This window comes from uncultured Serinicoccus sp., from assembly GCF_947487915.1.
Classification (GTDB): Bacteria; Actinomycetota; Actinomycetes; order Actinomycetales; family Dermatophilaceae; genus Ornithinicoccus.
On sequence record NZ_CANKYH010000009.1, the window covers coordinates 23,861 to 49,876 of the forward strand.

The following is a 26,016-nucleotide window of genomic DNA, read 5'->3' on the forward strand; positions in this document are numbered from 1 at the left end:
ACCGTGGACTTCGTCTCCCTCTTCGTGGAGTACGCGCCGCTGTTCCTGGAGGCCACCTGGGTCACCCTCAGCCTGACCGCGGTGTCCCTGGTCCTGGCCATGGTGGCGGGTGCCGGCGTCGCCTGGCTGGCGATGAGCGCGGTGCGGCCGCTGCGGTGGCTCGCGACCGCCTACATCGGGCTGGTCCGCGGGACCCCGCTCATCACCCAGATCTTCATCATCTACTTCGGCCTCGCCTACGTGGTCACCCTCCCCGCCTTCTGGGCCGGGGCACTGGCGCTGGCGTTCCACAACTCGGCCTACATCGCGGAGATCATCCGCTCCGGCTTCCAGGCGGTGCCGAAGGGGCTCACCGAAGCGGCCCGGTCGCTGGGGATGTCGCGGCTGAAGACCCTCAAGCGGGTGCAGGCGCCGCTGGCGCTGCGCACCACCCTGCCGGTGCTGGGCAACCAGTACATCATCGCGGTGAAGGACTCCTCGCTGGTCGCCTTCATCGGGATGACCGAGCTGTTCCGCACGTCGCAGAACATGGCGGCGTCCACCTACCAGCCGCTCACCTCCTACGTGGTGGTGGCGATCTACTACCTCGCCATCGTGCTGGTGCTGACCCTGCTGGTGAACACGCTGGAGGCGCGCCTGAGCAAGCACCGTCGGCCCGAGGTGCAGATGAAGGCCAAGGTCAAGAGCGAAGGAGCATTCTGATGACGAGCGAGGACCGCACGGCGACGAGCGGTGCGCCCGTCGTCAGCCTGCGCGGCATCGTCAAGGCCTTCGGGTCGACGACCGTGCTGGACGGGATCGATCTCGACGTGGCCCGTGGTGAGGTGGTCTGTCTCATCGGGCCCTCCGGTGCCGGCAAGTCGACCCTGCTGCGCTGCATCAACGGGCTGGAGCGCATCACCGGCGGCACCATCGACGTCGGTGGGCAGCGTCTGAGCTACGACGAGAAGCACCTGAACGCCATCCGGTCGCGGATCGGGATGGTCTTCCAGTCGTTCAACCTGTTCCCGCACCTGACCGTCCGGGAGAACATCTGCGTCGCGCAGCGGGAGGTCCTCGGCCGCAGCGCGTCGGAGGCGCGGGACCGGGCGCACGGCCTGCTCGAGCGGGTGGGCCTGGACCACAAGGCGGAGGCCTACCCGGACAACCTGTCCGGCGGGCAGCAGCAGCGGGTGGCGATCGCCCGGGCGCTCGCGATGGACCCGGCGTTGATGCTCTTCGACGAGCCCACCTCGGCACTGGACCCCGAGCTGGTGGGGGAGGTCCTCAAGGTGATGAAGGACCTGGCCTCGGAGGGGATGACCATGGTCGTGGTGACCCACGAGATGCGCTTCGCCCGCGACGCCGCCGACCGGGTGGTGCTGCTGGCCGACGGTGGCATCGCCGAGCAGGGGCCGCCGGAGAGGGTGCTGACGCAGCCCAGCAGCGCCCGGGGGCGGGCGTTCCTGCAGGAGATCGGTCAGGCGTAGCGGCTGCGCGCAGACTCGCTCGGCGCGTGGCGACCGCCGTCCGAGGTGGGGGCAGGCAGCTCCTCCCGGCTCGGGGTGGCCGCCTCGAGCTCGGTGGCCAGCCAGTCCTCGCCGGTCGGCCGAGGAGCGACCTCCAGTCCGGACAGCGGGTCGTGCGCCGAGTCGACCAGGCCCAGCTCGCTCATCCGCCGGGAGGTCACCATGACCCGGGACTCCAAGGTGCCGACCAGCTGGTTGTAGGTCTCGACCGAGCGGCGCAGCGCGGAGCCCATCGCCCGGGTGTGCCGCCCCACCGTGCCCAGGCGCCGGTGCAGCTCGGTGCCCAGCGCGAGCAGCTCGCGGGCGTTGCCGGCCAGGGCGTCCTGCTGCCAGGCCAGGGCGGTGGCGCGCAGCACGGCCAGCAGCGTGGCGGGGGAGGCCAGGACCACCTTGCGCGACTGGGCGTGGTCGTAGAGGTCCGGCGCGGCCCGCAGCGCCGCCGCGAGCACGGCGTCGCTGGGCACGAAGCAGATGACCAGCTCGGGCGAGGTCGTGAAGGCCGACCAGTAGTCCTTGGCCGCCAGTGCCTCGACGTGCCCCCGCAGCGCGGCGGCGTGATCGCGGAGGAGGTCGTCGACACGGTCGGGAGGGCACTGCGGCGCCTGGGCCCGCAGGAAGGCCGATAGCGGGGCCTTGCTGTCCACCACGAGGACCTTGTCGCCGGGCAGCCGCACGACCGCGTCGGGGCGCACCCGCGCGTCGTGCCGGCTCACCGCCCCCACCTGCTCGTCGAAGTCGCAGCGGGCCAGCATGCCCGCGTGCTCCATCACCCGGCGCAGCTGCACCTCGCCCCAGGTGCCGCGGGTGCCGGACGCGGACAGCGCGCCGGAGAGGGCAGCCGTCTGCTCCTGCAGCGCGCGGGTCTGCGACACGACCTGGTCGAGGTGCTCGCCCACCTGCCCGAACTGCTCGAGGCGGTCCCGCTCGAGGGAGCGCACCTGGCGCTCGACCCGCTCCAGGGCGCTGCGCAACGGGGCCAGCTCGGCGGCGGTGCGCCGATCGGCCTCGCCCTCCTGCTCGGCGTCGGCCAGCGCCTGCTCGAGCTCGGCGCTGCGGGAGCGCTCGCGGTCCCGGTCGGCGTGGGCCAGGGCGACCTCGGTGTCCGCGCGGGCCAGGCGCGCGCCGACCCGCGAGGACCCCACGAGCCACCCGAGGCCGAGCCCGACGAGGAGGACCAGGACGAGGGGGAGGAGTCCCTGCACGGTGGTGCTCATGACCACACCGTGGCACGGGGCGCCGACAGACCTGCCGATCGACCCGCCCGAGGGTCAGACCCGGCAAGTGGCGCCACGCCGCCGGCGAGGTCGGGCGGCCTCGTTGACAACGGGAGGTGGGCCGCATACCTTGAACGAAACATGAATCACCTTTCATGTTGGCCCGCACGAAGGAGTGTCCGAGGTGTCCGCACGTCCCCTGATCGCCCTCATGTCCGCGACCGCCGTCCTCGCCGTGGCCGGATGCGCGCCCTCGAGCTCGGAGGGGGGTGACGGAGGCGACGCGGCCGGCGGCGGCGAGGAGTCGTCGGGAGGCACTGCCGCGGTCGGGATCATCTACTCCGAGACCGGACCGCTGGCCGCCTACGGCGAGCAGTACCGGCAGGGCCTGGAGGCCGGGATCGACTACGCCACCGACGGCACCGGCGAGGTCGACGGCACGACCATCGAGCTGGAGTACCGCGACGACGCGGGCAACCCCGACACCGCGGTGGCCGCCGCCAAGGACCTCATCGGCCAGGACTACCGCATCCTCGGGGGGACCGTCGTCTCGGGCATCGCGACGGCCATGGCCGAGCAGGCCGCCCAGAACGAGGTGCTCTACATCTCCGGTCCCGCGGCGACGGACGCCATCACCGGGGTCAACGAGTTCACCTTCCGCTCCGGCCGCCAGAGCTTCCAGGACGTCGCGACCGCGGGCGCGATGCTCGACGACGAGTCCGGCAAGGTCGTCGTCCTGGCCCAGGACAACGCCTTCGGCCAGGGCAACCTGGCCGCCGTGGAGGCCGTGCTGGGCGCGGAGGGAGCCGACGTGGCCAGCGTGCTCGTCCCCGAGGACGCCACCGAGTTCACCGGGTTCGCGCGGCAGGTCGTCGACGAGGACCCGGACCTCATCTTCGTCGCCTGGGCCGGGGCCACCGCGGGCAACATGTGGCAGTCGCTGAGCCAGCAGGACGTCTTCGACGCGGCCCCGGTCGTCACCGGCCTGGCCGACTCGGCCACCTTCGCCGCCTACGGCGACGCGGGGGAGCAGATCTCCTTCCTGTCCCACTACTTCCCGTCGGCGACCGACAACGAGGTCAACCAGGCCCTCGTGGACCACGTCACCGAGGCCGGTGGCACCCCCGACCTGTTCACCGTGGACGGCTTCGTCGCCGGACAGATGATCGTGCACGCGGTGGCCGAGGGCGACGACGACGTCCAGGCCATGGTCGATGCGCTCGAGGGCTGGGAGTTCGAGGGCCCCAAGGGCACCACGACCATCCGCGAGGGCGACCACGCACTGGTCCAGGACATGTTCACCGCCCGCCTGGTGCAGGACGGGGACGCGTGGGTGCCCGAGGTCATCGACACCGTCCCCGCCGACGAGGTGGCACCGCCGGAGGCCTCGGGCGAGTGAGCGCACCCGCCCGACCGGGTCCCGCGCCGGGGGCGGCGGACGCCGAGGCCGCCCCCGCCCTGGAGGTCCGCGACCTCTCGCTGCGCATCGGTGGCGCGCAGATCCTGGAGGACATCACCTTCGCCGTCCCCACCGGGCAGATCGTGGGTGTCATCGGACCCAACGGCGCCGGCAAGACGACACTGTTCAACCTCGTGTCCGGCGTGCACCAGCCGACGTCCGGCCAGGTGCTGCTCGCCGGTCGGGACGTGACCCGCACCAGCATCACCCGGCGGGCGGTGGCCGGGCTGGGCCGCACCTTCCAGACCTCCTCGCTCTTCCCCGGTCTCACCGTGCACGAGAACGCCCGCCTGGCGGCCCAGGTGACCCGAGGTCGCGCGCTCTCGCTCTTCAGTCGGCCCCGGGCCGGGGACGCCGCCTCACGGCGGGCCGGCGAGCTCCTCGAGGAGGTGGGGCTGGCGCACCGCGCCGGGCACCGCGCCGCGGACCTGCCGCACGGCGACAAGCGCAAGCTCGAGATCGCCATGCTGCTGGCGACGGACCCGCAGGTGGTCCTGCTCGACGAGCCCATGGCGGGCGTGGCCTCCGGCGACGTGCCCGGTCTCACCGAGGTGATCCGCGGGCTGCACCGCGACCACGGCTGCACCGTGCTCATGGTCGAGCACCACATGGAGGTGCTGCTGGGCCTGGTCGAACGGGTCGCCGTGCTCCACTTCGGCCACCTCCTGGCCCTCGACACGCCGGAGGCGGTCATGGCCGACCCGACCGTGCAGAGCGCCTACCTCGGGGAGTCGGTATGACGAGCACGTCGCCGCGCGAGGACACGCGGGCAGGCGCTCCGTCCTCGGCCGAGCCGGTCCTGCGGGTGCGCGACCTGCGCGCGCACGTGGCCGGGCAGCAGGTCGTCGAGCACGTCGACCTCGACGTCGCGCCGGTCGGCGTGACCGCGCTGCTCGGCCGCAACGGCGTCGGCAAGACCTCCACCATCAAGGCGGTCCTCGGGCTCGTCGGACGCTCCGGCACCGTCGAGCTCGACGGCACCGACCTCGTGGCCCTGCCCACCCACCTCGTCGTCCGGCGCGGGGTCGGTTACGTCCCCGAGGACCGCGAGGTCTTCGCCGGGCTCACGGTCACCGACAACCTGCGTCTGGCCGAGCGGCGCGGCAGCGAGCACCGCTACGACCTCGTCTACGACCTCTTCCCCGAGCTGAAGGAGCGGGGCGCCCAGGCCGCCGGGACGCTGTCCGGTGGGCAGCAGCAGATGGTCTCCCTGGCCCGCGCCCTGCTCAACGAGAACCGGGTGCTGCTCGTCGACGAACCGACCAAGGGGCTGGCGCCCCGACTCGTCCAGGAGGTGAGCCGGGTGCTCGCCCGAGCCGCGCAGGTGGCCCCCATCCTGCTGGTGGAACAGAACCTGCAGGTCGTCCGCGACCTGGCGGAGCACGCCGTCGTGCTGACCGACGGGCGCAGCGTCCACCACGGTCCCGCCGCCGACCTGCTGGCCGACGAGGAGCTCACCCAACGCCTCCTCGGGGTCCACACCGACACCGGCGCCGACTCCGGCGCGGACACGGGCGCGGGCGCCGGCGCGGGCGCCGCCCCGCGACGGGCCGCCCACGAGGAGGGACCCGCATGAGCACCGTCGTGCTGCTGCTCTTCACGGGGGTGGGGCTGGGGGCGATCTACTTCCTGGTCGCCTCCGGGCTCTCCCTCATCTACGGCCTCATGCACGTCCTCAACTTCGCCCACGGCGTCTTCCTCTCCCTCGGTGCCTTCCTCGGCTTCGAGGTGGCCTCCCGGCTGGGGGCGACGACGTGGACCGGCTTCGCCGCGTCCCTGCTGGTCGGAGCGCTCGCCGGGGCCCTCTTCGCCGCGCTGACCGAGCGGCTGCTGGTGCAGCGCCTCTACGAGCGGCACATCGAGCAGGTGCTGGTGACCGTCGGGCTGGGCCTGGCCGCGGTCGCCCTCTTCGACGGCATCTGGGGGACCGACCCGAGGTTCATCAGCGGGCCGGCCTGGATGGGTCGGACGACCTCGGTCCTCGGCGCCAACGTGCCCAACGACCGCTTCGTGGCGATCCTCGTCGCCGGGCTCGTGCTGCTCGGGATGGTGCTGTTCCTGCGCCGCACCCGCTACGGCATGATCATCCGGGCCGGGGTGGAGAACCGGGCGATGGTGACCGCCCTGGGCATCGACGTCCGCACCGCCTTCACCCTCGTGTTCACCATCGGCGGCATCGCCGCGGGTCTCGGGGGCGTCCTGGCGAGCCACTACTTCGGCTACGTCTCCCCGCTGCTCGGGCAGACGCTGCTCATCTTCGCCTTCATCGTCACCGTCATCGGCGGGCTCGGGAGCCTCACCGGCGCGGCGATCGCCTCCGTGGTGGTGGCGCTCCTGCAGCAGTTCGCCAACTACTACCTCTGGGGCACCGGCGACCTGGCGGTCGTCGTGCTGCTGGCCGTCGTGCTGCTGACCCGGCCCTCCGGACTGATGGGGAGGCGAGCATGAGCACCTCGACACCCGCGAGCGCGACGGCATACCGGGGTGGCGCCCGCGCCTGGGTCGGCCGGCTGGCGCCGCCCGCCCTCGTGCTGCTGCTCGCCTGCCTGCCGCTGCTCGACCTGCGCCTGCCGGGGGTGCTGCCCGGCCCGACCTACACCCCGGGCACCCTGCACCTGCTGGCGCTCGCCATGGTCATGGCGGCCCTGGCGCTGTCCTACCACCTGCTGCTCGGCGTGGCCGGGCTGCTCTCCTTCGGCCACGCGCTCTACTTCGGGCTGGGGGCCTACCTGCTCGGCATCGTCATGTCCGAGCTCGAGCTGGGCCTCGTGCCGTCGGTGCTCGTGGTCCTGGTGGCCGGTGTCGTCATCTCCCTCCTCCTCGGCGCCGTCAGCCTGCGGGTGACCGGTATCCCCTTCGCCATGGTCACCCTGGCCTTCGCCCAGGCCGGGTCGGTGCTGGTCCGCCGCGACCCCGGCCGGGTCACCGGCGGTGAGGAGGGGCTGCGGCTGCCCACCGAGCAGGTGCCGGACGCGCTGGTGGGCGTCGCCGACACGCGCAACCTCTACTGGCTCGCGCTGGCCGCCCTCGTGCTGGCGTTCCTGCTCGTCTCCTGGGTGCAGGGCAGCCGGGCCGGGCACGTCGCGGCTGCCGTGCGCGAGAACGAGCTGCGGGTCCGGGTGCTGGGCATGCGGCCGTTCCTCGTCAAGCTCGCGATCTTCGTGGCCGCCTCGGTCATCGCCGTCGGCATGGGCATGGTGCACCTGCTGCTCAACTCCGGCGCCGTCCCGCACATCGTCAGCGCCGAGCTCACCATCTCGCTGCTGCTCATGGTGGTCATCGGCGGCGTCGGCTCCCGGTGGGGCGCGGTGGCGGGGGCGGTCCTCTACGTCCTGCTCAACCAGCGTCTCACCGTGCTCGCCCAGGCGACGTGGGTGCACGACCTGCCCGCGCCGCTGCGGATCCCGCTCTCGGAGCCGATGTTCGTCCTCGGCACGCTCTTCGTGCTCGTCGTCCTGTTCCTGCCCGGCGGCCTCGCGGGGACGGTCGCGAGGGTGCGCCGGTGGCGCGGGACGGCTGGGCCTGGCGGGTCGACCGAGGGTGCTGACAGGCTGGAGGACGTGGACGACGAGCAGCAGGTGGCGACGGCCGGCGGGGCCCGCCGATGAGCCCCTGGACTCCGGGCGGCGGACCGGCCGACGGGCAGCACACGCTGGGCCGGTGGCCCGCCGACCGGGCCCGCATCGCGCCGGCGCACCAGGCCGTGGTGGACCGCGGGGTGGCGCTGAGCTACGGCGAGCTCGAGCACCGGGTGCAGCGGCTCGCCGCCCTCCTGCGGGGAGCCGGCATCGGACGGGGTGTGCGGGTGGCCAGCCTCGTCGGCAACAGCGCGGACCACGTGGTGCTGCTCTTCGCCTGCGCCCGGGTCGGGGCCGCGCTCGCCCCGCTGTCGTGGCGCCTGGCCCCGGTCGAGCTGGCCCGCCAGGTGCGCCTGCTCGACCCGGTCCTGCTCGTCGCCGAGGAGGAGACGGGGTCCCTGACCCGCGAGCTCGGTGCGCTGCTGCTGCAGCCGGTGCCCACGGCATACCTCACCGAGCTGGCGCGCCCAGGGGTGCTGGACGCGCTCACCCGACGGGCGCCCGCACCCGTGGAGCCGGTGCAGGACGAGGACGCGCTGCTCGTCGTCTTCACCTCGGGCAGCTCCAGCGAGCCCAAGGCGGCCGTGCTGACCCACCGCACCTGCTGGTGGACCAACCTGTCGCTGTCCCGGACGCTGGAGCTCACCGAGCGCGACGTCGTGCTGTCCGTGCTGCCGCAGTTTCACGCCGGGGGGTGGAACATCCAGCCGCTGCTCGCCTGGTGGACCGGCGCCACCGTCGTGCTGGAGCGCACCTTCGACCCCGGCCGCGTGCTCAGCCTCGTCCCCGAGCACCGGGTGAGCACGATGATGGGGGTGCCGACCCACTACCTCCTGCTCGCCGAGCACCCGGCCTTCGCCGACGCCGACCTCTCCAGCCTGCGCAGCGCCGTCGTGGGCGGCGCGCCGATGCCGCCCCCGCTGCTGCGCACCTTCCACGCACGCGGGGTCGCGCTCACCCAGGGCTACGGGCTGACCGAGGCCGGGCCCAACGTCCTGTGCCTGCCCCCGCACGAGGCCGCCCAGCGCGCCGGGTGGGCCGGTGTGCCCTACCCGCACGTCGAGGTCGCGCTCGCCGACCCGGCCACCGGGGAGCGCGTCGAGGGCGCCGGGACCGGCGAGCTGCTCGTGGCCGGGCCGGGGCTGTTCTCCGGCTACCTGCACGACGAGGAGGCCACCGCGGCGGTCCTGCACGACGGGTGGCTGTGGACCGGCGACGTCGCCACCCGGGACGAGGACGGCTACCTGCGGATCGTGGACCGGCTGCGCAACATCTACATCAGCGGCGGGGAGAACGTCGCCCCCGCGGAGGTGGAGGCCACCCTGCGCCGGCACCCGGCGGTCGCGGCCGCGGCGGTCGTCGGCGTCCCGCACGAGCGCTGGGGCGAGGTCGGTGTCGCCGCGGTCGTCCTGCGACCCGGGGTCGCGACCGACGAGCGCGACCTCGTCGAGCACTGCCGCGGGCAGCTGGCCTCCTTCAAGGTGCCCGAGCGGGTCATCGCCGTCCCCGAGCTGCCGTCCGTGGGGATCGGCAAGACCGACCAGGGGGCGGTGCGCGCCCTCTTGGCGCGGGCCCTGCACCAGGAGGAGCGCCGGTGAGCCTCGAGGAGACCACCCCACGACCCGCCCCCCGCACGGCCCGGGGAGCACGCACCCGGGCCAGGCTCCTGCAGGCCGCGGAGGACGTCTTCGCGACCGTCGGCTACCCGGACGCCTCCATCGTGCGCATCACCGAGCTGGCCGGGGTGGCGCTCGGCACGTTCTACGTCCACTTCACCGGCAAGAAGGAGATCTTCGACGAGGTCGTGCGCGACCTGTCCCGGCGGGTCCGTCAGGCGATGAGCGCGGCGTCCTCGGCGGCCCCGGACCGGTTGCAGGCCGAGCGCGAGGGCTTCCGCGCCTTCTTCGCCTTCACCGCCGAGCACCCGGCGCTCTACCGGATCATCCGGCAGGCGGAGTTCGTCTCGCCCGAGGTGATGCGCAGGCACTACGACGACATCTGCTCGGGGTATGCCGCGGGCCTGGACGCCGCCATGGGGCGCGGCGAGATCCGGGGGCTCGACCCGGAGGTGGCGGCCTGGGCGCTCATGGGCGCCGGTGAGCTCATCGGCATGCGCTGGGTGCTCTGGGAGCGGGAGGGGCGGATCCCGGAGCCGGTCTTCGAGCAGCTGATGGCCCTGATCGAGGGCGCGCTGGCGCCCACCCCGACGACGGACGGAGAGCGGACATGACCCGCACAGCGATCGTGACCGGTGGGGCGAGCGGCATCGGTGCCGCGGTCGCCCGCCGGCTGGCGGCGGACGGCCTGGACGTCGTCGTCGCCGACCGGGACGAGCGGGGGGCGGCGGCGCTCGCCGAGGAGATCGGCGCCCGCCCCTGGACGGTGGACCTGTCGGACACCGCGACGCTGGAGTCGAGTGCCGTCGACTGCGACGTGCTCGTCAACAACGCCGGGGTGCAGCGGGTGGCGCCGGTCCACGAGCTCGCACCCGAGGACTTCCGGCTGATCCACCGCCTCATGCTCGAGGCGCCCTTCCTGCTGGCTCGGGCCGCGCTGCCGGGGATGTATGCCCGGGGCTGGGGCCGGGTCGTCAACGTCTCCTCGGCGCACGGGCTGCGGGCCTCGGCGTTCAAGTCGGCCTACGTCTCGGCCAAGCACGGGCTCGAGGGGCTCTCCAAGGTCATCGCGCTGGAGGGGGCCGGGCACGGGGTGACGAGCAACTGCGTCAACCCGGGCTATGTCCGCACGCCGCTGGTGGAGGCGCAGATCGCCGACCAGGCGGCCACCCACGGGATCGGCGAGGACGAGGTGGTCGAGAGGATCATGCTGACCCGCTCCGCGGTCAAGCGCCTCGTCGAGCCGGAGGAGGTCGCCTCCCTGGTGGCCTACCTCGTCTCCGACGACGCGGCCATGGTCACGGGCACGTCATACACCATGGACGGGGGGTGGACGGCCCAGTGAGCACCACGACCCAGCAGCTGCCGGAGAGCGTCTCCGCCGTCCTCGGCCCCCGCTACCGCGCGGTCGCGGTGCCGGTCGAGGGGGGAGACCTGCACGTCGGCGTGTGGGAGCCCGAGGACGCCGGCGCCGCGGGTGCGGCGGCGCCCACCGCGGTGCTGACCCACGGCATCACCGCCTCGCACGTGTCCTGGGCGGCGCTCGCCCGGGCCCTGCCCGGGGTCCGTCTCGTCGCCCCCGACCTGCGCGGCCGTGGACGCTCCCGCGACCTCCCGGCGCCCTACGGCATGTCGCGGCACGCCGACGACGTGGCCACCGCGCTCGACCACCTGGGCGTGCGCGACGCGGTCGCGGTCGGGCACTCGATGGGGGCCTTCGTCGCGCTCGTGCTCGCCGACCGGCACCCCTACCTGGTGCGCAGCCTGCACCTCGTCGACGGGGGTATGCCGTTGCTCCCGCCGCCCGGCGTCGCGCCGCAGGACGTGGCGGCCGCGGTGCTGGGACCGGCCGCGGACCGGCTGCGGATGACCTTCCCCAGCCGCACGGCATACCGCGAGTTCTGGGCCGACCACCCGGCTCTGGGGCCGTACCAGGACGAGTTCGTCACGGCCTACGTCGACTACGACCTGGTGGGGGAGGAGCCTGCGCTCTCGCCCGCGACCCGGCCGGCCGCGCTGCAGGAGGACATCCGCGAGCTCGTCGACGGTGCGTCCGTGCGGGCGGCGCTGCAGGGGGTCCCGTCGCGGCCGGCGACCTGGTACCTCGCTCCCCGCGGGCTCCTGGACGAGGTGCCCCCGCTCTACCCGGACGCGGCCCGGGAGCGGTGGACGCGCGAGCTGCCGACGCTGCGGCTGGTGGCCGTCGAGGACGTCAACCACTACACCGTGGTCCTCGGTGCGCCCGGGGTCCGCCAGCTGCTGCCGCACCTGCGCGCGGACCTGGCGTGAGCACGCGGCACGACGATCCGGCCTCCGGCTGACCGCGACGCCGGGCTGCGCCAGACTGGTCGGGTGGACGACCTCGACGTGGCCCCCGGCCCCGGTGCCCCAGGCGGTCTGCGGGTGCCCGCCGACGAGCTCGTCGAGCAGTTCTCCCGCGCCTCCGGTCCGGGCGGGCAGGGCGTCAACACCGCGGACACCCGGGTGCAGCTCAGCCTGGACCTGGCCACGACCACGGCCCTGGACGAGGACCAGCGTCCTCGCGTCCTGGCCCGGCTGGCACCCCGGCTGTCCGGCACCGTGCTCACCGTCACCGCGAGCGAGCACCGGGCCCAGCTGCGCAACCGGGCCGCTGCCCGTCGGCGCCTGGCGGAGCTGCTGCGGGAGGCGGTGACCCCGCCGACCGTGCGGCGTCCCACCCGGCCCACCCGCGGCTCCCGGCGCCGCCGAGCCGAGGCGAAGACGCGGCGCTCCCAGGTCAAGCAGCTGCGCCGTCGGCCCGGCGCCGAGTGAGCCCGGGCGCTCGACGTGCCGCCGGCCTCGGGGCCGCCCGGCCACGGTCCTGACTGCCCGCCGCGCCGACTAGACTGCTGACCCCGTGGCACTCACCATCGGAATCGTCGGCCTGCCCAACGTGGGCAAGTCCACGCTCTTCAACGCGCTGACCAAGAACTCCGTGCTCGCGGCGAACTACCCGTTCGCCACGATCGAGCCCAACATCGGGGTGGTGCCGCTCAAGGATCCACGGCTGGACCGGCTGGCACAGATCCACGGCAGCGCCAAGATCCTGCCCGCGACGGTGAGCTTCGTCGACATCGCCGGGATCGTGCGCGGCGCCAGCGAGGGGGAGGGGCTGGGCAACAAGTTCCTGGCCAACATCCGGGAGGCGGACGCCATCTGCCAGGTCGTCCGCGCCTTCCGCGACGACGACGTCGTGCACGTCGACGGCCGCATCAGCCCGAGCGACGACATCGAGACCATCAACACCGAGCTCGTCCTGGCGGACCTGCAGACGCTGGAGAACGCCATACCCCGCCTGGAGAAGGAGGTGAAGGGCAAGCGCACGGACAAGGAGATCCTCGACACCGCGCTCGCCGCCCAGCGGGTGCTCGAGCGCGGCGACACGCTGTATGCCGCGGGGGCGGCCGCCGGCGTCGACACGGCGATCGCGCGCGGCCTGGGTCTGCTCACCACCAAACCCTTCCTCTACGTCTTCAACCTCGACGAGGACGGTCTCACCGACGAGGCGCTCCACGCCGAGCTGGCGGCCACCGTCGCGCCTGCGGAGGCGATCTACCTGTCCGCCAAGCTGGAGGCCGACCTCGCCGAGCTGGAGGAGGACGAGGCGCGCGAGCTGCTGGAGTCGGTCGGGGTCACCGAGCCGGGGCTGGACCAGCTGGCCCGGGTCGGCTTCGACACCTTGGGGCTGCAGACCTATCTCACCGCCGGGCCCAAGGAGTCGCGCGCCTGGACCATCCGCCAGGGCTCGACCGCGCCGCAGGCCGCCGGGGTCATCCACACCGACTTCGAGCGCGGCTTCATCAAGGCCGAGGTCGTCAGCTTCGACGCGCTCGACGAGCTGGGATCCATGGCCAAGGCCAAGGAGGCCGGCAGGGTGCGCATCGAGGGCAAGGACTACGTCATGGCCGACGGCGACGTCGTGGAGTTCCGCTTCAACGTGTGAACGTCGCACCGCGGACGGACGGCGATCCTCAGAGCGGCCCGAGGACGGTGGGCACCTCGGCGTCCAGGCGGAGGGTCTCCAGGACCGTCAGGAGCTGACGCTCCTCGTAGCCGAAGTGGGACTCCATGACGGCCGCGACGCCCTCGAGGTGGCGGTCGAGCTCGGACGGGCCGGCCCGCTGGTCCACCGCCGTCCGCAGGCCACCGAGCAGGTAGGCGATCATCGAGTGGTCCTGCTCCAGGGAGCGCAGAGTCTCGCGCAGGGACGGGTGCGCGGCGGCGATCGCCGGGAACAGCGCGCGGTCCTCGCCGCCGTGGTGAGCCGTCAGCGCCGTGCAGAAGCCGTGGCAGAACAGCAGCAGGTCTCGGGTGGCCGGTTCGGCCGGGGCGCCAGCGGCGACCGCCTCTCGGGTCACCCGCAGCGCCTCGCGCAGCCGGTCGTGGACGCGGCGCATCTCCCGGGCCCAGGCCACCAGCCTGGCCCCCTCGCCCTCAGTCACGAGGGCGCGAAGAAACGGGTGACATGGCGGCCACCATCCTTCGGGTCCCACGCCTCCATGCCTGGCACGGTCTGCCACCAGCACGCGACGCTGCAGGCAGCCTACTCCTCAGCCTGGGTGAGCAGCGGTCAGGATCTCAGGACCCGCGTCGGTGATGGCCACGGTGTGCTCGCTGTGCGCGGTCCGGCAGCCGGTCGCGCTGCGCAGCGTCCACCCGTCGGGGTCGGTGACCAGACGGTCGGTGTCCGCCATCACCCAGGGCTCCAGCGCGAGGAGCATGCCCGGCCGGAGCCGGTAGCCGCGCCCGGGGCGCCCGTCGTTGGCGATGTGCGGGTCCTGGTGCATCGTGGTGCCGATCCCGTGCCCGCCGAACTCGAGGTTCACGGCATACCCCGCCTCGGTGAGGACGGTGCCGATGGCGTGCGAGACGTCCCCGGTCCGGGCGCCCACGGTGGCGGCCGCGACGGCGGCGGCCAGGGCGCGCTCGGTCGTCTCGATCATCCGCGCGTCCTCCGGGCGCGCGGACCCGCCCACCACGAAGCTCACCGCCGCGTCCGCGGCCACCCCGTCCAGGAGGACGGCGAGGTCGAGGCTGACGAGGTCGCCCTCGACGAGGGTGTCGTCGTGCGGCAGGCCGTGGAGAACGGCATCGTTGACCGAGGTGCAGATGTAGTGCCCGAAGGGGCCGCTGCCGAAGGACGGGGCGTAGTCGACATAGCAGGACTCGGCGCCGGCGCCGCGGATCATCTCCTCGGCCCACCGGTCGATCTCCAGCAGGTTGGTGCCCGCGCCGGCCCGCTCGCGCACCGTCGCGAGGATCTCGCCGACGAGCCGGCCGGCTCCGCGAGCCCGGTCCAGCTGCTCAGGACTGAGGATCTCCACCATGGCGATAACTATACCGGTATGATCGTCCCACCATGGTCAGACTTCCGCTCACCGCCCGGGACCGCGAGCGCGGCCAGCGCCTGGGGTCCCTGCTGCGGCAGGCCCGGGGCGACCGGCCCGTGCTCGACGTCGCGCTCGCGGCCGGGGTCTCCCCGGAGACCCTGCGCAAGATCGAGACCGGACGCATCGCCACCCCGTCCTTCCCCGTGGTGGCGGCCCTGGCAGCGGTGCTGGGGGTGTCCCTGGACCACTTGTGGGGGGAGGTCGCAGCGGGGGAGGTGGGCAGCGAGCGGGCCGGCGAGCGGCTCAGCCGCTGACCTGCTGCCGGCGTGCGCGGCGCACGGCGACGAACGAGCGGACACCCACGACGAGGTAGCCCACGAGCAGCACGAAGGTGATGGTGCCGGCGACCACCGCGAGCGGGCGCTCCGCGTCGCCCCCAGCCAGGTCGGCCAGACCCAGGACGTTGCGGATCGTCCCCAGGGCACCGAGGAGCGCGACGACGAGGGCGGCGTGGATCCACACCTTCGGGTTGCTGCGGCCCAGCAGGCCGCAGACCGCCAGCACGGCGCCGAGGATCGCCGGGATGAGGGCGGTCCAGCTCGTCATCCCCGCGGCGAGCCAGCCGACCACCCCCACGACGACGAGCACGACCCCGAGGAGGGTGGTGGTGCGCGGCATGGACGAGTTCTGCATGATGCTCCTTCGCGGGTCGGTCGGGGAAGCCAGGATATCGGCGTCTCCTGGCCCCACCCTCGGCCGGTTCGTCCACCGTCGGCTGGGTTGGTCCACCGTCGGCCGGTTCGTCAACCATCGTCCTCCTCGACGAGGCTGATGGTTGACTTGGCGGTTGATGGTTGACTTGGCGGCTGATGGTTGGCCGCCGGACGCGCGAGGGGAGGAGCGGCACGAGCCGACGGGCGGGCGCCCGGGTCGAGGGGCGGGTGTCGGTGGTCCCGCCTAGCATGGGTCGGTGACCTGGACGAGCACGACGTGACGGCTGACCGCACCACCCGCACCGACACCACTCCCGACCCTGACCCGGCCCGCTGGCGCATCCTTGCCGTGACGCTCGCGGTCGGTTTCATGTCGCTGCTGGACGTGACGATCGTCAACGTCGCCATCCCCTCGATGCGCGAGGGCCTGGACACCTCGGCCGCCTCCATCCAGTGGGTGGTCTCGGGGTATGCCCTCACCTTCGGCCTCCTGCTCGTCACCGGAGGCCGGCTCGGGGACGCCTGGGGCCGGCGCCGGATCATGCTCGTGGGCCTCACCGGGTTCGTGCTGGCCAGCGCGGCCTGCGGGCTGGCGCCCACGGCCGGGGTGCTCGTCGCGGCCCGGCTCGTGCAGGGCCTCTCCGCAGGGCTGCTGGCACCCCAGAACACCGGTCTCATCCAGGACCTGTTCACCGGCGCCGAGCGGGGCCGGGCCTTCGGCCTGTTCGGCCTGGTCGTGTCGGTGGCCTCCGGCATCGGGCCGGTCCTCGGCGGGGTCATCATCACCCTCGCCGGGGAGGATGGCGGCTGGCGCTGGGTCTTCCTCGTCAACGTCCCCATCGGGCTGGCCCTCCTCGTCGCCATCACCCGCATCGTCCCGGACCTGCGCGGCAAGGACCAGGACCCGCGCCTGGACCTGGTCGGCGCCCTGCTGCTAGGGGCCGCCGTCATGTGCCTGCTGCTGCCGGTCGTCGCCCTGGAGTCGGGGGACACCCGGGCGCTGGTGCTGCTCGTGGGCGTCCCGCTCTTCGCCTGGGCCTTCCTGGCGTGGGAGAAGCGGCTGGCCCGCACCGGGGGGATGCCGCTGCTCGACGTCGACCTGCTGCGGCGCACCCCGGGCTACGCCAACGGCATCGTCGTGGGCTCGCTCTACTTCACCGGCTTCACCGGGGTCTTCCTCGTCCTGTCCATCTTCCTGCAGGACGGCCTCGGCTACTCCACGCTGGTGACCGGTCTGCTGCTCACCCCCTTCGCGGTCGGCTCGGCCGTCTCCTCGCCCTGGGCCGGGCGGGCGGTGACCCGGGTGGGCCGGTCGCTGGTCGTGCGGGCCCTGCTGGTCATGATGAGCGGCCTGCTCGTGCTGGGCGTCCTGGTGGGTCCCGCCCAGGACAGCCCGTGGCTGTGGCTGGCGCTGGCGGCCCCGCTGCTGCTGGCCGGGCTGGGCGGTGGCGCCGTGGTCTCGCCCAACTTCACCCTCACCCTCGCGCAGGTCCCCCAGCGGATGGGCGGGGCCGCCGGGGGAGCCCTGCAGACCGGGCAGCGGCTGGGCTCGGCGATCGGGGCCGCGGTGCTGGTGACGGCCTACCAGGTCGGCGCCGGCGGGGGCGACGACGCGGCCACCGGGCTGCGGGCGGCGCTGGGGACCGCGCTGGTGCTGCTCCTCGCGGCGCTCGCCGCGGCCGTGTGGGACGGCCGACGTCGCGCGGAGGCCGCGGAGGCCGACGAGGAGGAGAGCGGCGTCCCGAACTAGGCCCGGCCGGTCGGCGGGGCGGTGAAGGCGGCGAGGAAGTCGACGAGCAGGCGCGCACTCTGCGCGCGGGGCAGCGTCTCGATGAGGGCCAGCACCGCCGGCAGGTCCAGCTCACCGGTCTCGCGGGCGGCCCGGGCGAGGGCCACCGGGTCGGGCAGGTCCGTGGGTCCGTCGGCCGGCGCGGCGGCGTGCCGGGGTGCCTGCCCGCGGACGTCGTCGGCGCCGGTGCGCAGCGCCGCCCCCAGCTCGTCCAGCACGCCGACGCTCGCCGGGGTGAGCGTGAGGTGGGTCGTGCGCGCCAGGACGGTCCCGTCGGCCTGGGTCAGGGCGGGCTGGCCCTGCAGCACGAAGCCCCGCGCCGCCACCGCCTGCGCCCACGCGTGCGGGTCGACCTGCACGTGGTCCGGCACCGCGGGGTCGGTGCCGACGGCGAGCAGCGGCCCGATCGGCTCGCCGACCACCTGCAGCCCCGGGATGCCGTCGACGACCTGCCGGACCGCCGAGGTGACGCCGGCCACCCCGGCCGTGAGCTCGGCATACCCCTGCGCCCCCAGTCGGGTGACCACCGCCCACGCCGCGGCGAGGGACATCGCCGAGCGCGACCCGAGCACGGTCGGGTTGACGACCGGGTAGCCGGGCCAGTCGGTCAGCGCGTAGTAGCGGGCGCGGTCCAGCGCGGGGTCGGTGACGAGGAGCACCGAGGCGCCCTTGGGGGCGTAGCCGAACTTGTGCAGGTCGGCCGAGATGCTGGTGACGCCCGGCACCGAGAGGTCCCACGGCGGCGTCCCCTCCCACCACGGCAGCACGAACCCGCCGACGCAGGCGTCGACGTGGCAGGGGATGCCGCGCTCGGCGGCGGCCGCCGCGATCCCGGCCACCGGGTCGAGGACGCCGTGCGGGTAGGCCGGTGCGCTGGCGACCGCGAGCACGGTGGTCTCGTCGAGGTGCTCCGCGAGGCGGTCCGCCTCGAGGGTGCCGGTGCGTGGGTCGACCGGGACGGTCACCATCTCCAGCCCGAGGTAGTGCGCGGCCTTGTGGAAGGCGGCGTGCGCCGTCGAGGGCGCTACGACCCGCAGGGTGCGCCCGTCTCCGGGACGCGTCTGGCGCCAGCGCTCGCGGGCGGCCAGGACGGCCAGCATGATGCTCTCGGTGCCACCGGAGGTGACCGCGCCACCGGTGGCGGGCGGGCCGTGCAGCACCTCGCGGGCGAACACCAGCAGGTCCGCCTGCATCAGCGCGACCGAGGGGAACGTGGTCGGGTCGAGCCCGTTCACCGCCTGCACGCGGGCCGCGGCCTGGCCGGCGAGCGCGTCCAGCTCGGCGAGGCCGCTGTCGTAGACGTAGCTCAGCACGCGTCCCCCATGGGTGGGGGCGTCGTGCGCGCGGTAGGTGTCGAGGCGGGCCAGGACCTGCTCGTCGTGCTCGCTCATGCGGTGCCTTCCGGGGTCGGGACGGGGGCTGCGCGGGGGAGGGCCGGGTCGGCGTAGCGGCGGAGCACGAGCAGGCTGAGCGCCACCAGCACGGCCGGGACGAGCGAGAAGGCGAGGACGATCGCGGCCTGCGCGCCCGCCGGCTGCGCCAGCTGCTCGCCCGCGGTGCTCGACCGGAAGCCGGTGGCGGCGAGCAGGAGGAGGACCACGACCGGGCCCAGGGCCAGCCCGGCCGTCTCGCCCGCGGTCCACAGCCCGCTCATCGCGCCACCTCGCCCGCGGCCGGCCGCGCCGATGACGTCGGGCAGCATCGCCAGCGGGAAGAGCTGCATACCGGCGTACGCCACCCCGGCCACCCCCACCAAGAGATAGATCCACCCTCCGGCCAGCCACGGCATCCCGGCGAGGCCGAGGCAGGCCACCGCGAAGACCCCCGACGCGAGGGTGAGCGCGTTGCGCTTGCCGCGGGCGGCGGCATACCGCGTCCACAGGGGCATGACGAGCAGGGCGGGCGCGACGAGGGCCGCGAAGAGCAGCGTCAGCGCGCTCTGGTCGCCCAGCGTGTAGGCCGCGACGTACTGCGCGGCCGCGAGCATCACCCCGGTCGCGAGCGCCTGGAGCACGAAGACGGACAGCAGGACCCGGTATGCCGCCACCTCCCGCCAGGCGACCAGCCCGGCACGGTAGCCGCCCGCGTCGCCGGGTGCCGCGGTCGGCGGGCGGCGCAGGTGGGCCCGGGTCGTGACGACGGTGGTCACCATGCCGAAGAGGAGGAGCAGCGCGATGCCCAGCGCCATGGTGAGGTAGCCGGGCCGGCCGCCGCCCGCGGCGTCGCGCAGGGCGGGACCACCGGCGCCGACGAGCAGGATGGCCAGTGCCAGCACGGCGATCCGCCACGCCATGATGCGGGTGCGCTCGCGGTAGGCGTCGGTGAGGTCGGCGGGCAGGGCGATGTAGGGCACCTGGAAGCAGGAGAACGAGGTCGTCGCGAGGACGAAGAAGACGAGCACCCACAGGCCGACGGCAGCCGGTCCCAGGGGGTCGGGAACGGCGAACATGCCGACGAAGCCCACCGGCAGGGTGAGCGCACCGGCCAGCATGAGCCGCGTGCGGCCGGCGCGGCTGGTCGCGTCCCGGTCGCTCCGCGCGCCCACCGCGGGGTCGATGAGCACGTCCCAGACCTTGGGGAGGATGACGACCAGCGTCGCCAGCAGCGCCGGCACCGCGAGGGTGTCGGTGAGGTAGTAGGCCAGCACCAGCCCGGGCAGGGTGCTGAAACCGCCGGTGCCCACGCTGCCGGCGGCGTACCCCAGCACGGCGGAGCGGGGCAGGTGGGAGCTCATGGTGAGCAGGGTAGCCAGCCGGGGGGTCGACACGGCTCCGGCGCGCCCCGCACCGGAGCCGGGGGTGGGCCGGGTCGGCGGGTCAGCCTTCGAGGAAGTCCAGGCGCACCGACCGGTCGGCGTTGTCCACGTTGAGGTCGACGAGGCAGATGCTCTGCCAGGTGCCGAGCGCGAGCCGCCCACCGTCGACGGGGACGGTGGCGTAGGGAGGGACGACCGCGGGCATGACGTGGGAGCGCCCGTGGCCGCGCGTGCCGTGCGCGTGCTGCCAGCGGTCGTCCGCCGGCAGCAGGTCGCCCAGGGCAGCGAGCAGGTCGTCGTCGGAGCCCGCGCCGGTCTCGATGATCGCCAGCCCGGCCGTCGCGTGGGGCACGAAGACGTGGAGCAGCCCGTCGCCCAGCCCCGAGACGAAGCTCTCGCACTCCCGGGTGAGGTCCAGGACGACCTCGTCGCCCCCCGTCCGCAGGTTCAGCGTCGTGGTCCGCATGGGCCCCAGCATGGCCGATCGGGCGTGCCCTGTCAGGGCGGGGAGACGTCCACCCCCACCAGGCGGGCCAGGCGCGCGGCGTCGTACGGCGCGTGGACCTTGACGTCGTTGTCGAAGTAGACGTAGACGTCGGCCTCCTCGCGCCACCTCTCGACGCGACCGGCCCAGGTCTGCAGCGCGTCCTCGGAGTAGCCGCTGACGTAGAGCTCGCTGTCGCCGTGCAGGCGGACGTAGACGACCGGGCTGGTCACCGCGTCGAAGAACGGCCACAGCCCGGCGCTGTCGGCGACGACCACGCCGACCCGCTGCTCGCGCAGCAGCTCCAGGAACTCCTCGTTGCCCGCGAAGGAGTCGTGGTGGCGGACCTCGAGGACGTGCTCCAGGGGGCGGTCGGCGTCGATCTGCAACCAAGTGCGGTCGGCCACCCGGCCGTCGTGACCTCGCGCCGCGTCCAGGGCGGCCGCCGTCGTCCGCGGCAGCCGGGAGAGGAAGTCGCGCAGCTGGTCCCGGTCGTAGCGGTGCCGGGCCGGCAGCTGCCACAGGACCGGCCCCAGCTTCGGTCCGAGGGCGAGCACGCCCGAGGCCCAGAAGTTCGCCAGGCCCTGGTCGACGTCGCTCAGGCTCTTCAGGTGGGTGATGAAGCGGCTGCCCTTGACCCCGAAGACGAAGCCCTCCGGGGTCTGGTCGGCCCACTGCCGGTAGCTCTCGGGTCGCTGGAGGGAGTAGAAGGAGCCGTTGAGCTCGATGGTGGAGAAGCGCTGCGCGGCATACTCCAGCTCGCGCCGCTGGACCAGCCCGGGCGGGTAGAACTCCCCGCGCCACGGGCGGTAGCGCCAGCCCGAGATCCCGACGCGCACCCTGCCCATGCGCCGACGGTATGCCCTCCGCCCGGGGTGCGCAGGTCGCACCGGTAGCGTGCCGCCATGGCACGGATGGACGGGACCTGGCTCATCACGGGGCTGAACGGCACGGTGGCGCCGAAGGTCGCGGCACGGGTGGTCGAGCTCGGCGGGGAGGTCGTCGGCTGGGACCGCGCGGCGGTGCCGCCCGACGACGTGGAGGCGGGGCGGGCCTTCCTCGCCGAGGTCAGGCCGGCCGGCATCGTCCACCTGGGCATGGGAGCCGAGGCCTGGGCCGGGCGGCTGGCGGCGCACGCCCGCGAGCACGACCTGCCCTTCGTCGTCACCAGCTCGGTCTCGGTCTTCGGTGACGCGCCCGGCGACCCGGACGGCCCCTTCCGGCCCTCGGACGCCCCGACCGCCCGGGACGACTATGGCAGCTACAAGGCGCGGTGCGAGCAGGCCGTGCGCGAGGCATACCCGCAGGCGGTCGTCGCGCGCATCGGCTGGCAGGCGGACCCCGACGGCGTGGGCAACAACATGGTGGCCCAGCTCGCCGCCCAGGCCGAGGCCGGCGGGGGAGTGGTCCGCGCGAGCCGGCTCTGGCGCCCCGCCACCTCCTGGATGGACGACACCGCGGCCGCGCTCGTGGACCTCGCGACGTCCGGGCGTGCGGGTACCGTCCACCTCGACAGCAACGCCGTCGACGCATGGACCTTCCCGGAGATCGTCAGGTATGTCGCTCGCCTCACTGGCCACTCCTGGACCGTGCAGGAGCACGAGGAGCTGGACCACGACTCGCGGCTGGTCGGTGACGAGAGCCTCATGCCGGCGCTGTCGGAGCGGGTGAGGTTCTGAGCTCACCTGAGTCCAACGCGACGCGGCGTTCATCCGGGGCGACGACTGTCCGGACACGCCACGTGGTGGAGTTCCGCTCCGCCGCCTGAGCTCCGTCCGAGATCTGCGCACCGGGGCGGTCGCGCAGTATCCTGTCGCCGTTGCAGCGCCTCGACGATCCTGCCCGGACCGGCGCGGGTGCGGCGGAGGGACCGAGCATGGCCACACGCCCCGGAGTCGTAACAGCCAGGTCGCGCGGCCCGGCGCGTTTCGTGGCCTCGGCTGCCTTCATCCATGTCGCGACCTACCTGTTGGTGGGGCTGATCGCGTCCCGCGCACTGGACTACACCGACCTTCTCGGTCGGCCGGTGATCAGCGACTACTACCTGCCGTACGGATCGGCGGACCTCCTGGCCTCCACCGCGCTGCAGGTCCTCCGTGGTGCGCTCTTCGGCCTGGTGCTGCTGCCTTTTTGCGGTGTCCTGGCGGACTCGCGCTGGGGATGGCTCTGGGTGTGGTCGGTCTTCGTCGTCATCGGGATCCTTGGTACGCCCGCGGCTGCGCCCAGCTCTTTCGAGGGTGTCGTCTACACACGACTGCCGTGGTGGTTCCACCTCGTCGGGCTGCCGGAGATGGTGGTGCAGACCCTGGGCTTCAGCGTGTGGCTGCACCGGACGCTGCGCGCGCCGGCCCACCCGACGGCTGCCGGTCCGCGCAGGGTGATGGGTGCTCTGGTCGTCGCCTCGATCGCCTTCCTCGGCTACACGGCGATCTCGCTGGCCTTCGCCTTCAGCGCCGGCACCGACCTGGCTTCCGGCTCGGACGGACAGGTCCTCGGCCAGTTCGCCATGCCGCTCCTCCTGGGTTTCCTGACCGCGCTCGTAGCCCGAGGGCGGTGGTGGGCTCCGGCGCATGCCCTGCTGTACCTCTCCTCGGTAGTGGCGCTTGCGCTCTACCAGGGGCTTGTCCTGGGATCCACCGGATGGCTCTACGTGCTGGTGGCTCCGGTCCTGCCCCTCATGATCTCGCTGGCCATGACGCGGCGCGAACGCCTCAGCCCGGCGCAGAGTCAGCGCACCTGAGGGTCCGGGCCAACGCCGTCCAGCTGGACATGTCGCTCGGAGCGTGGGTGGGTCAGACCATCATCCCGCGCAGCGCGAAGTAGAACAGCGCGGACAGCACCGCCGAGGCCGGCACGGTGATGATCCAGGCCGAGACGATCCGGACGAGGTGCTCGCGCCGCACCTGCTGGCGCTTGAGCGCCTTCTTGAGCTTGCGCCGCTGGGCGGCGGTGATGACGGCCTCGTGCCCCATGTCGCTGAGCTGGTGCAGCATGTCGCGCTTGGTCTCGGCGTCGGCGTTGACGAAGGTGTAGAGCATCCGCTCGACCTCGGCGATGTGCTCGTCGCCCTGGTGGCTGTGCAGCACGTCCTCGACGGCCTTGGCCATCCGCTGGTCGAGGTACTCGCGCAGGAAGCCCACCCCGAAGATGCCGCCGAGCGCGACGTGCGTGGAGCTGACCGGGAGCCCGAGCTGGCTGGCCGCGATGACGGTCAGGGCCGCGCTGAGGGCCACGCAGAAAGCCCGCGAGCGGTCCAGCTCGGTGATCTCGGAGCCGACCGTGCGGATGAGACGGGGGCCGAAGAGCGCGAGCCCGAGCGAGATGCCGATGGCGCCGATGACGAGGACCCACAGCGGGATGCCGGCCTCGCCGTCCGCGCCCACCCCTCCGCCGGAGAGCGCCTCGACCACCCCCGCGAGCGGGCCGACCGCGTTGGCGACGTCGTTGGCACCGTGCGCGAAGGACAGCAGCGCCGCGGCGGCCACGAGCGGGATGGTGAACAAGGTGTTGACGCCCTCCCGCGACTGCTGCAGGGAGGAGGACCGACGGGCGATGCCGGGCCGGGTGAGGAGGAAGGTGACGACACCGGCGACCAGGCCGAGGCCGAAGGCCACGGGGCTGCTGATGGCGAGGACGTTCTGCACGCCCTTGAGGGCGATGTAGGTGGTGAAGGCCCCGGCCATGAGCCCCAGGAGGTAGGGCAGGTAGCGGATGGCGGCCTGGACCGGGTCCACCTGCCACAGCACCTTGCGCTCCAGCACGTAGAGCAGGGCCGCGGCCAGGAGCCCCCCCACGACGGGTGAGATGACCCAGCTGGCGGCGATGGCGCCCATGACCGGCCAGTTGACGATCGCGAACCCGGAGGAGGCGATGCCGGCGCCCATGACGCCACCGACGATGGAGTGGGTGGTGGACACCGGGGCGCCGAGCCAGGTGGCGATGTTGAGCCAGATGGCCGCGCCGAGCAGGGCACCGATCATCACCCACACGAAGACCATGGGATCGCCGATGTCGGCGGGGTCGATGATGCCGTTCTTGACGGTGCTCACCACGTCGCCACCGGCGATGATCGCGCCGGCCGCCTCGAAGACGGCGGCGATGACGATCGCCGTCCCCAGGGTCATGGCCCGGGAGCCGACCGCCGGTCCGACGTTGTTGGCGACGTCGTTGGCGCCGATGTTCATCGCCATGTAGCCACCGATCAGCGCCGCGGCGATGAGCAGCCAGGCGTGGTCCAGGTGGCCGAACTGGGCGCGGGTGAAGACGATCACCCCCGCCAGGAAGACCGCGGCCAGGGCGAGCCGGCGGAGCTGGGCCGGACCGCGGGTGGTGATGTGCTCGATCTGGCGATACTCCGTCAGCTTCACCGGGGCCATACCTTTCACCCGCGGGTGCGGGGACGGAGGCCCGCAGGCCACTCACGAGACACCTGACGGTAACCGGCTCGCTGCCCAGGAGCAATCTGCGCTCAGCCAGCCCCTGGAGCGCGGGCTCCCGTCGGTGCCGCCCGGCCGGGGCCGGCGAGCTCCCGGTAGATGCCGACGAGGCGCTCGGCCGCGGCGGCGCTGCCGAAGCGGGCGGCGATCCGGGCGGCGCCCCGGCGGGCCGCCGCATACCCGGCCGGGTCCGTGCGCAGCGAGGTGAGGGCGGCGCCGAAGCCGTCCTCGGTGCACCGGAGCACGTCGCTGCCGAAGGTGTCGTCGTACTCCCGCAGGTCACGGACGACGACCGGCAGACCCGCGGCGGCGGCCTCCAGGACGCAGACCGGGTGGTTCTCCTGCTCGGCGGGCAGGCAGAAGACGTCGGCCGCCCGCAGGTATGCCGCCACCTCCTCCCGGGGGACGGACCCGGCGAAGCGCAGGTTCTCCGGGGCGTCCTGCATCAACCGGTGCATCGCAGCGTGCTGCGCGCCGAGGCGGCCGAACGGGATGCCCCCCAGCCAGACGAACTGGATGTCGGGGTGCTCTCGCGCCAGCCGGACGAAGACGTCGACCCGTTTGCGCGGCTGCACCTGGCCCACCCCGAGCACGAGGAAGGTGCCGGGGTCCGCCCCCAGACGTCGACGGGCGAGGGCCCGGGCGGTCTCGTCGGTGAGGAAGGCCGTGGCGTCGACGGTGTTGGGCAGGGTCTCGACCCGCTCGGCCGGCACGCGCAGCTCGCGCTCGAGGGTCCGTGCGACGGCCTCGGAGACGGCCAGGACCCGGTCCGCGCGACCGTAGAACCACCGCATGTACCACCGGGCCAGGGGGCGCCACGCCCGCGCCCACCGCAGCGAGCCCACGAGCGAGTCCGGGACGACGTGGGCCGACACCACCGTCGGCGTGCGCGGGTCGAGCAGCTTGGGCCACACCGCCCAGCCCAGGGTGTGCAGGTGGTAGACGTCGCAGCCGACCCGCCGCCCGTAGACCCCCCGGACCACCTGCACGTCTCCGCGCTGCTCCAGGGCCCGCGCCATCTCGACGTAGGCCGAGTGCACGCCGTGGCCCTGCACGCTGATGTCGCTCTCGCTCGCCATGTTGACCACGAGTGCCGCCGTCCTGCTCATCCGT

Annotated in this window: 27 protein-coding genes; 17 read left to right on the forward strand and 10 right to left on the reverse strand. The window is 73.5% G+C overall.

Annotation, left to right across the window (positions count from 1 at the left end; all coding sequences use genetic code 11):
- The first annotated feature begins 3 nt into the window (after nucleotides 1-3).
- Both Q0795_RS12855 and Q0795_RS12860 read left to right on the forward strand, forming a co-directional pair.
- The gene (locus Q0795_RS12855) at nucleotides 4-702 is read left to right on the forward strand and encodes an amino acid ABC transporter permease (protein ID WP_298890215.1); all 699 of its coding nucleotides are present in this window, start codon (nucleotides 4-6) and stop codon (nucleotides 700-702) included.
- Nucleotides 702-1,469, forward strand: a complete 768-nt coding sequence (locus tag Q0795_RS12860) for an amino acid ABC transporter ATP-binding protein (protein WP_298890217.1) — start codon at nucleotides 702-704, stop codon at nucleotides 1,467-1,469. Before Q0795_RS12855 ends, Q0795_RS12860 begins: the two co-directional genes overlap by 1 nt.
- Here the strand turns inward: Q0795_RS12860 and Q0795_RS12865 are convergent.
- On the reverse strand, nucleotides 1,460-2,722 hold the full coding sequence (locus Q0795_RS12865) for a DNA recombination protein RmuC (RefSeq protein ID WP_298890220.1): 1,263 nt from the start codon (nucleotides 2,720-2,722) through the stop codon (nucleotides 1,460-1,462). The two genes, Q0795_RS12860 and Q0795_RS12865, sit on opposite strands and share 10 nt — an antisense overlap.
- Before the next feature lie 211 nt (nucleotides 2,723-2,933).
- On the opposite strand from Q0795_RS12865, the gene Q0795_RS12870 reads away from it, so the two are divergent.
- From Q0795_RS12870 to ychF, 11 genes are all read left to right on the forward strand, one after another.
- On the forward strand, nucleotides 2,934-4,121 hold the full coding sequence (locus Q0795_RS12870) for a substrate-binding domain-containing protein (protein ID WP_298890602.1): 1,188 nt from the start codon (nucleotides 2,934-2,936) through the stop codon (nucleotides 4,119-4,121).
- A gap of 59 nt (nucleotides 4,122-4,180) precedes the next feature.
- Nucleotides 4,181-4,921: an ABC transporter ATP-binding protein gene (locus tag Q0795_RS12875; RefSeq protein ID WP_298890604.1), complete on the forward strand. Its 741-nt coding sequence runs from the start codon at nucleotides 4,181-4,183 to the stop codon at nucleotides 4,919-4,921.
- On the forward strand, nucleotides 4,918-5,757 hold the full coding sequence (locus Q0795_RS12880) for an ABC transporter ATP-binding protein (protein WP_298890222.1): 840 nt from the start codon (nucleotides 4,918-4,920) through the stop codon (nucleotides 5,755-5,757). The genes Q0795_RS12875 and Q0795_RS12880 overlap by 4 nt, the downstream gene beginning before the upstream one ends.
- Nucleotides 5,754-6,629, forward strand: coding sequence for a branched-chain amino acid ABC transporter permease (locus Q0795_RS12885; protein WP_298890223.1), 876 nt, complete (start codon nucleotides 5,754-5,756; stop codon nucleotides 6,627-6,629). Before Q0795_RS12880 ends, Q0795_RS12885 begins: the two co-directional genes overlap by 4 nt.
- A complete protein-coding gene (locus tag Q0795_RS12890) occupies nucleotides 6,626-7,789 on the forward strand; it encodes a branched-chain amino acid ABC transporter permease (RefSeq protein WP_298890225.1) in 1,164 nt (387 codons plus the stop codon). The genes Q0795_RS12885 and Q0795_RS12890 overlap by 4 nt, the downstream gene beginning before the upstream one ends.
- Entirely contained in the window at nucleotides 7,786-9,357 is a 1,572-nt protein-coding gene (locus Q0795_RS12895) for an AMP-binding protein (protein WP_298890227.1), read from the forward strand. The genes Q0795_RS12890 and Q0795_RS12895 overlap by 4 nt, the downstream gene beginning before the upstream one ends.
- Complete coding sequence (locus Q0795_RS12900) at nucleotides 9,354-9,989, forward strand: TetR/AcrR family transcriptional regulator (protein WP_298890228.1); 636 nt, start codon at nucleotides 9,354-9,356, stop codon at nucleotides 9,987-9,989. The genes Q0795_RS12895 and Q0795_RS12900 overlap by 4 nt, the downstream gene beginning before the upstream one ends.
- Nucleotides 9,986-10,720, forward strand: coding sequence for a 3-hydroxybutyrate dehydrogenase (locus tag Q0795_RS12905; RefSeq protein ID WP_298890230.1), 735 nt, complete (start codon nucleotides 9,986-9,988; stop codon nucleotides 10,718-10,720). Before Q0795_RS12900 ends, Q0795_RS12905 begins: the two co-directional genes overlap by 4 nt.
- Complete coding sequence (locus Q0795_RS12910) at nucleotides 10,717-11,664, forward strand: alpha/beta hydrolase (RefSeq protein WP_298890232.1); 948 nt, start codon at nucleotides 10,717-10,719, stop codon at nucleotides 11,662-11,664. The genes Q0795_RS12905 and Q0795_RS12910 overlap by 4 nt, the downstream gene beginning before the upstream one ends.
- A 63-nt stretch (nucleotides 11,665-11,727) precedes the next feature.
- Nucleotides 11,728-12,168 (forward strand): alternative ribosome rescue aminoacyl-tRNA hydrolase ArfB, encoded by a 441-nt coding sequence (gene arfB, locus Q0795_RS12915; protein WP_298890234.1) that lies wholly within the window; start codon nucleotides 11,728-11,730, stop codon nucleotides 12,166-12,168.
- Nucleotides 12,169-12,253: 85 nt separating this feature from the next.
- The gene (ychF, locus tag Q0795_RS12920; RefSeq protein WP_298890235.1) at nucleotides 12,254-13,339 is read left to right on the forward strand and encodes a redox-regulated ATPase YchF; all 1,086 of its coding nucleotides are present in this window, start codon (nucleotides 12,254-12,256) and stop codon (nucleotides 13,337-13,339) included.
- 28 nt (nucleotides 13,340-13,367) lie between these two features.
- Here ychF and Q0795_RS12925 read toward each other — a convergent pair whose 3' ends face one another.
- Nucleotides 13,368-13,838 (reverse strand): hemerythrin domain-containing protein, encoded by a 471-nt coding sequence (locus tag Q0795_RS12925; RefSeq protein ID WP_298890237.1) that lies wholly within the window; start codon nucleotides 13,836-13,838, stop codon nucleotides 13,368-13,370.
- Nucleotides 13,839-13,946: 108 nt separating this feature from the next.
- Nucleotides 13,947-14,723 (reverse strand): type I methionyl aminopeptidase, encoded by a 777-nt coding sequence (map, locus tag Q0795_RS12930; protein WP_298890238.1) that lies wholly within the window; start codon nucleotides 14,721-14,723, stop codon nucleotides 13,947-13,949.
- A gap of 32 nt (nucleotides 14,724-14,755) precedes the next feature.
- On the opposite strand from map, the gene Q0795_RS12935 reads away from it, so the two are divergent.
- Complete coding sequence (locus Q0795_RS12935; protein ID WP_298890240.1) at nucleotides 14,756-15,040, forward strand: helix-turn-helix transcriptional regulator; 285 nt, start codon at nucleotides 14,756-14,758, stop codon at nucleotides 15,038-15,040.
- Here Q0795_RS12935 and Q0795_RS12940 read toward each other — a convergent pair.
- Complete coding sequence (locus Q0795_RS12940; RefSeq protein ID WP_298890242.1) at nucleotides 15,030-15,419, reverse strand: hypothetical protein; 390 nt, start codon at nucleotides 15,417-15,419, stop codon at nucleotides 15,030-15,032. The genes Q0795_RS12935 and Q0795_RS12940 overlap by 11 nt on opposite strands.
- A 297-nt stretch (nucleotides 15,420-15,716) precedes the next feature.
- On the opposite strand from Q0795_RS12940, the gene Q0795_RS12945 reads away from it, so the two are divergent.
- Nucleotides 15,717-17,189 (forward strand): MFS transporter, encoded by a 1,473-nt coding sequence (locus tag Q0795_RS12945; RefSeq protein WP_298890244.1) that lies wholly within the window; start codon nucleotides 15,717-15,719, stop codon nucleotides 17,187-17,189.
- Here the strand turns inward: Q0795_RS12945 and Q0795_RS12950 are convergent.
- The 4 genes from Q0795_RS12950 to Q0795_RS12965 form a co-directional block, all read right to left on the reverse strand.
- The gene (locus Q0795_RS12950; protein ID WP_298890245.1) at nucleotides 17,186-18,619 is read right to left on the reverse strand and encodes an aminotransferase class V-fold PLP-dependent enzyme; all 1,434 of its coding nucleotides are present in this window, start codon (nucleotides 18,617-18,619) and stop codon (nucleotides 17,186-17,188) included. The genes Q0795_RS12945 and Q0795_RS12950 overlap by 4 nt on opposite strands.
- Nucleotides 18,616-19,962, reverse strand: a complete 1,347-nt coding sequence (locus Q0795_RS12955; RefSeq protein ID WP_298890248.1) for an MFS transporter — start codon at nucleotides 19,960-19,962, stop codon at nucleotides 18,616-18,618. The genes Q0795_RS12950 and Q0795_RS12955 overlap by 4 nt, the downstream gene beginning before the upstream one ends.
- A gap of 82 nt (nucleotides 19,963-20,044) precedes the next feature.
- Entirely contained in the window at nucleotides 20,045-20,449 is a 405-nt protein-coding gene (locus tag Q0795_RS12960) for a secondary thiamine-phosphate synthase enzyme YjbQ (protein WP_298890249.1), read from the reverse strand.
- A 32-nt stretch (nucleotides 20,450-20,481) separates the two neighbouring features.
- Nucleotides 20,482-21,315, reverse strand: coding sequence for a DUF72 domain-containing protein (locus Q0795_RS12965; RefSeq protein WP_298890253.1), 834 nt, complete (start codon nucleotides 21,313-21,315; stop codon nucleotides 20,482-20,484).
- Between the two features lie 57 nt (nucleotides 21,316-21,372).
- Here Q0795_RS12965 and Q0795_RS12970 point away from each other — a divergent pair, with 57 nt between their 5' ends.
- Both Q0795_RS12970 and Q0795_RS12975 read left to right on the forward strand, forming a co-directional pair.
- The gene (locus Q0795_RS12970) at nucleotides 21,373-22,146 is read left to right on the forward strand and encodes a sugar nucleotide-binding protein (protein WP_298890255.1); all 774 of its coding nucleotides are present in this window, start codon (nucleotides 21,373-21,375) and stop codon (nucleotides 22,144-22,146) included.
- Nucleotides 22,147-22,397: 251 nt separating this feature from the next.
- Nucleotides 22,398-23,207, forward strand: a complete 810-nt coding sequence (locus Q0795_RS12975; RefSeq protein ID WP_298890257.1) for a hypothetical protein — start codon at nucleotides 22,398-22,400, stop codon at nucleotides 23,205-23,207.
- A gap of 52 nt (nucleotides 23,208-23,259) precedes the next feature.
- On the opposite strand, the gene Q0795_RS12980 is transcribed toward Q0795_RS12975, so the two are convergent.
- Nucleotides 23,260-24,843 carry an inorganic phosphate transporter gene (locus Q0795_RS12980; RefSeq protein ID WP_298890259.1) on the reverse strand — a complete coding sequence of 528 codons (1,584 nt, stop codon included), beginning with the start codon at nucleotides 24,841-24,843 and terminating at the stop codon, nucleotides 23,260-23,262.
- A 92-nt stretch (nucleotides 24,844-24,935) separates the two neighbouring features.
- Complete coding sequence (locus tag Q0795_RS12985; RefSeq protein WP_298890261.1) at nucleotides 24,936-26,012, reverse strand: glycosyltransferase family 4 protein; 1,077 nt, start codon at nucleotides 26,010-26,012, stop codon at nucleotides 24,936-24,938.
- Between the last annotated feature and the right edge of the window lie 4 nt (nucleotides 26,013-26,016).

Bases quoted from the DNA above. Each gene is read 5' to 3' on its own strand.
- Q0795_RS12980 (WP_298890259.1), bottom strand. From the start codon at position 24,843: ATGGCCCCGGTGAAGCTGACGGAGTATCGCCAGATCGAGCACATCACC.
- Q0795_RS12880 (WP_298890222.1), top strand. From the start codon at position 4,918: ATGACGAGCACGTCGCCGCGCGAGGACACGCGGGCAGGCGCTCCGTCC.
- Q0795_RS12960 (WP_298890249.1), bottom strand. From the start codon at position 20,449: ATGCGGACCACGACGCTGAACCTGCGGACGGGGGGCGACGAGGTCGTC.
- Q0795_RS12860 (WP_298890217.1), top strand. From the start codon at position 702: ATGACGAGCGAGGACCGCACGGCGACGAGCGGTGCGCCCGTCGTCAGC.
- Q0795_RS12965 (WP_298890253.1), bottom strand. From the start codon at position 21,315: ATGGGCAGGGTGCGCGTCGGGATCTCGGGCTGGCGCTACCGCCCGTGG.
- Q0795_RS12890 (WP_298890225.1), top strand. From the start codon at position 6,626: ATGAGCACCTCGACACCCGCGAGCGCGACGGCATACCGGGGTGGCGCC.
- Q0795_RS12895 (WP_298890227.1), top strand. From the start codon at position 7,786: ATGAGCCCCTGGACTCCGGGCGGCGGACCGGCCGACGGGCAGCACACG.
- Q0795_RS12955 (WP_298890248.1), bottom strand. From the start codon at position 19,962: ATGAGCTCCCACCTGCCCCGCTCCGCCGTGCTGGGGTACGCCGCCGGC.
- map (WP_298890238.1), bottom strand. From the start codon at position 14,723: ATGGTGGAGATCCTCAGTCCTGAGCAGCTGGACCGGGCTCGCGGAGCC.
- Q0795_RS12935 (WP_298890240.1), top strand. From the start codon at position 14,756: ATGGTCAGACTTCCGCTCACCGCCCGGGACCGCGAGCGCGGCCAGCGC.
- Q0795_RS12905 (WP_298890230.1), top strand. From the start codon at position 9,986: ATGACCCGCACAGCGATCGTGACCGGTGGGGCGAGCGGCATCGGTGCC.
- Q0795_RS12885 (WP_298890223.1), top strand. From the start codon at position 5,754: ATGAGCACCGTCGTGCTGCTGCTCTTCACGGGGGTGGGGCTGGGGGCG.
- Q0795_RS12950 (WP_298890245.1), bottom strand. From the start codon at position 18,619: ATGAGCGAGCACGACGAGCAGGTCCTGGCCCGCCTCGACACCTACCGC.
- Q0795_RS12865 (WP_298890220.1), bottom strand. From the start codon at position 2,722: ATGAGCACCACCGTGCAGGGACTCCTCCCCCTCGTCCTGGTCCTCCTC.
- Q0795_RS12870 (WP_298890602.1), top strand. From the start codon at position 2,934: ATGTCCGCGACCGCCGTCCTCGCCGTGGCCGGATGCGCGCCCTCGAGC.
- Q0795_RS12970 (WP_298890255.1), top strand. From the start codon at position 21,373: ATGGCACGGATGGACGGGACCTGGCTCATCACGGGGCTGAACGGCACG.
- Q0795_RS12985 (WP_298890261.1), bottom strand. From the start codon at position 26,012: ATGAGCAGGACGGCGGCACTCGTGGTCAACATGGCGAGCGAGAGCGAC.
- Q0795_RS12940 (WP_298890242.1), bottom strand. From the start codon at position 15,419: ATGCAGAACTCGTCCATGCCGCGCACCACCACCCTCCTCGGGGTCGTG.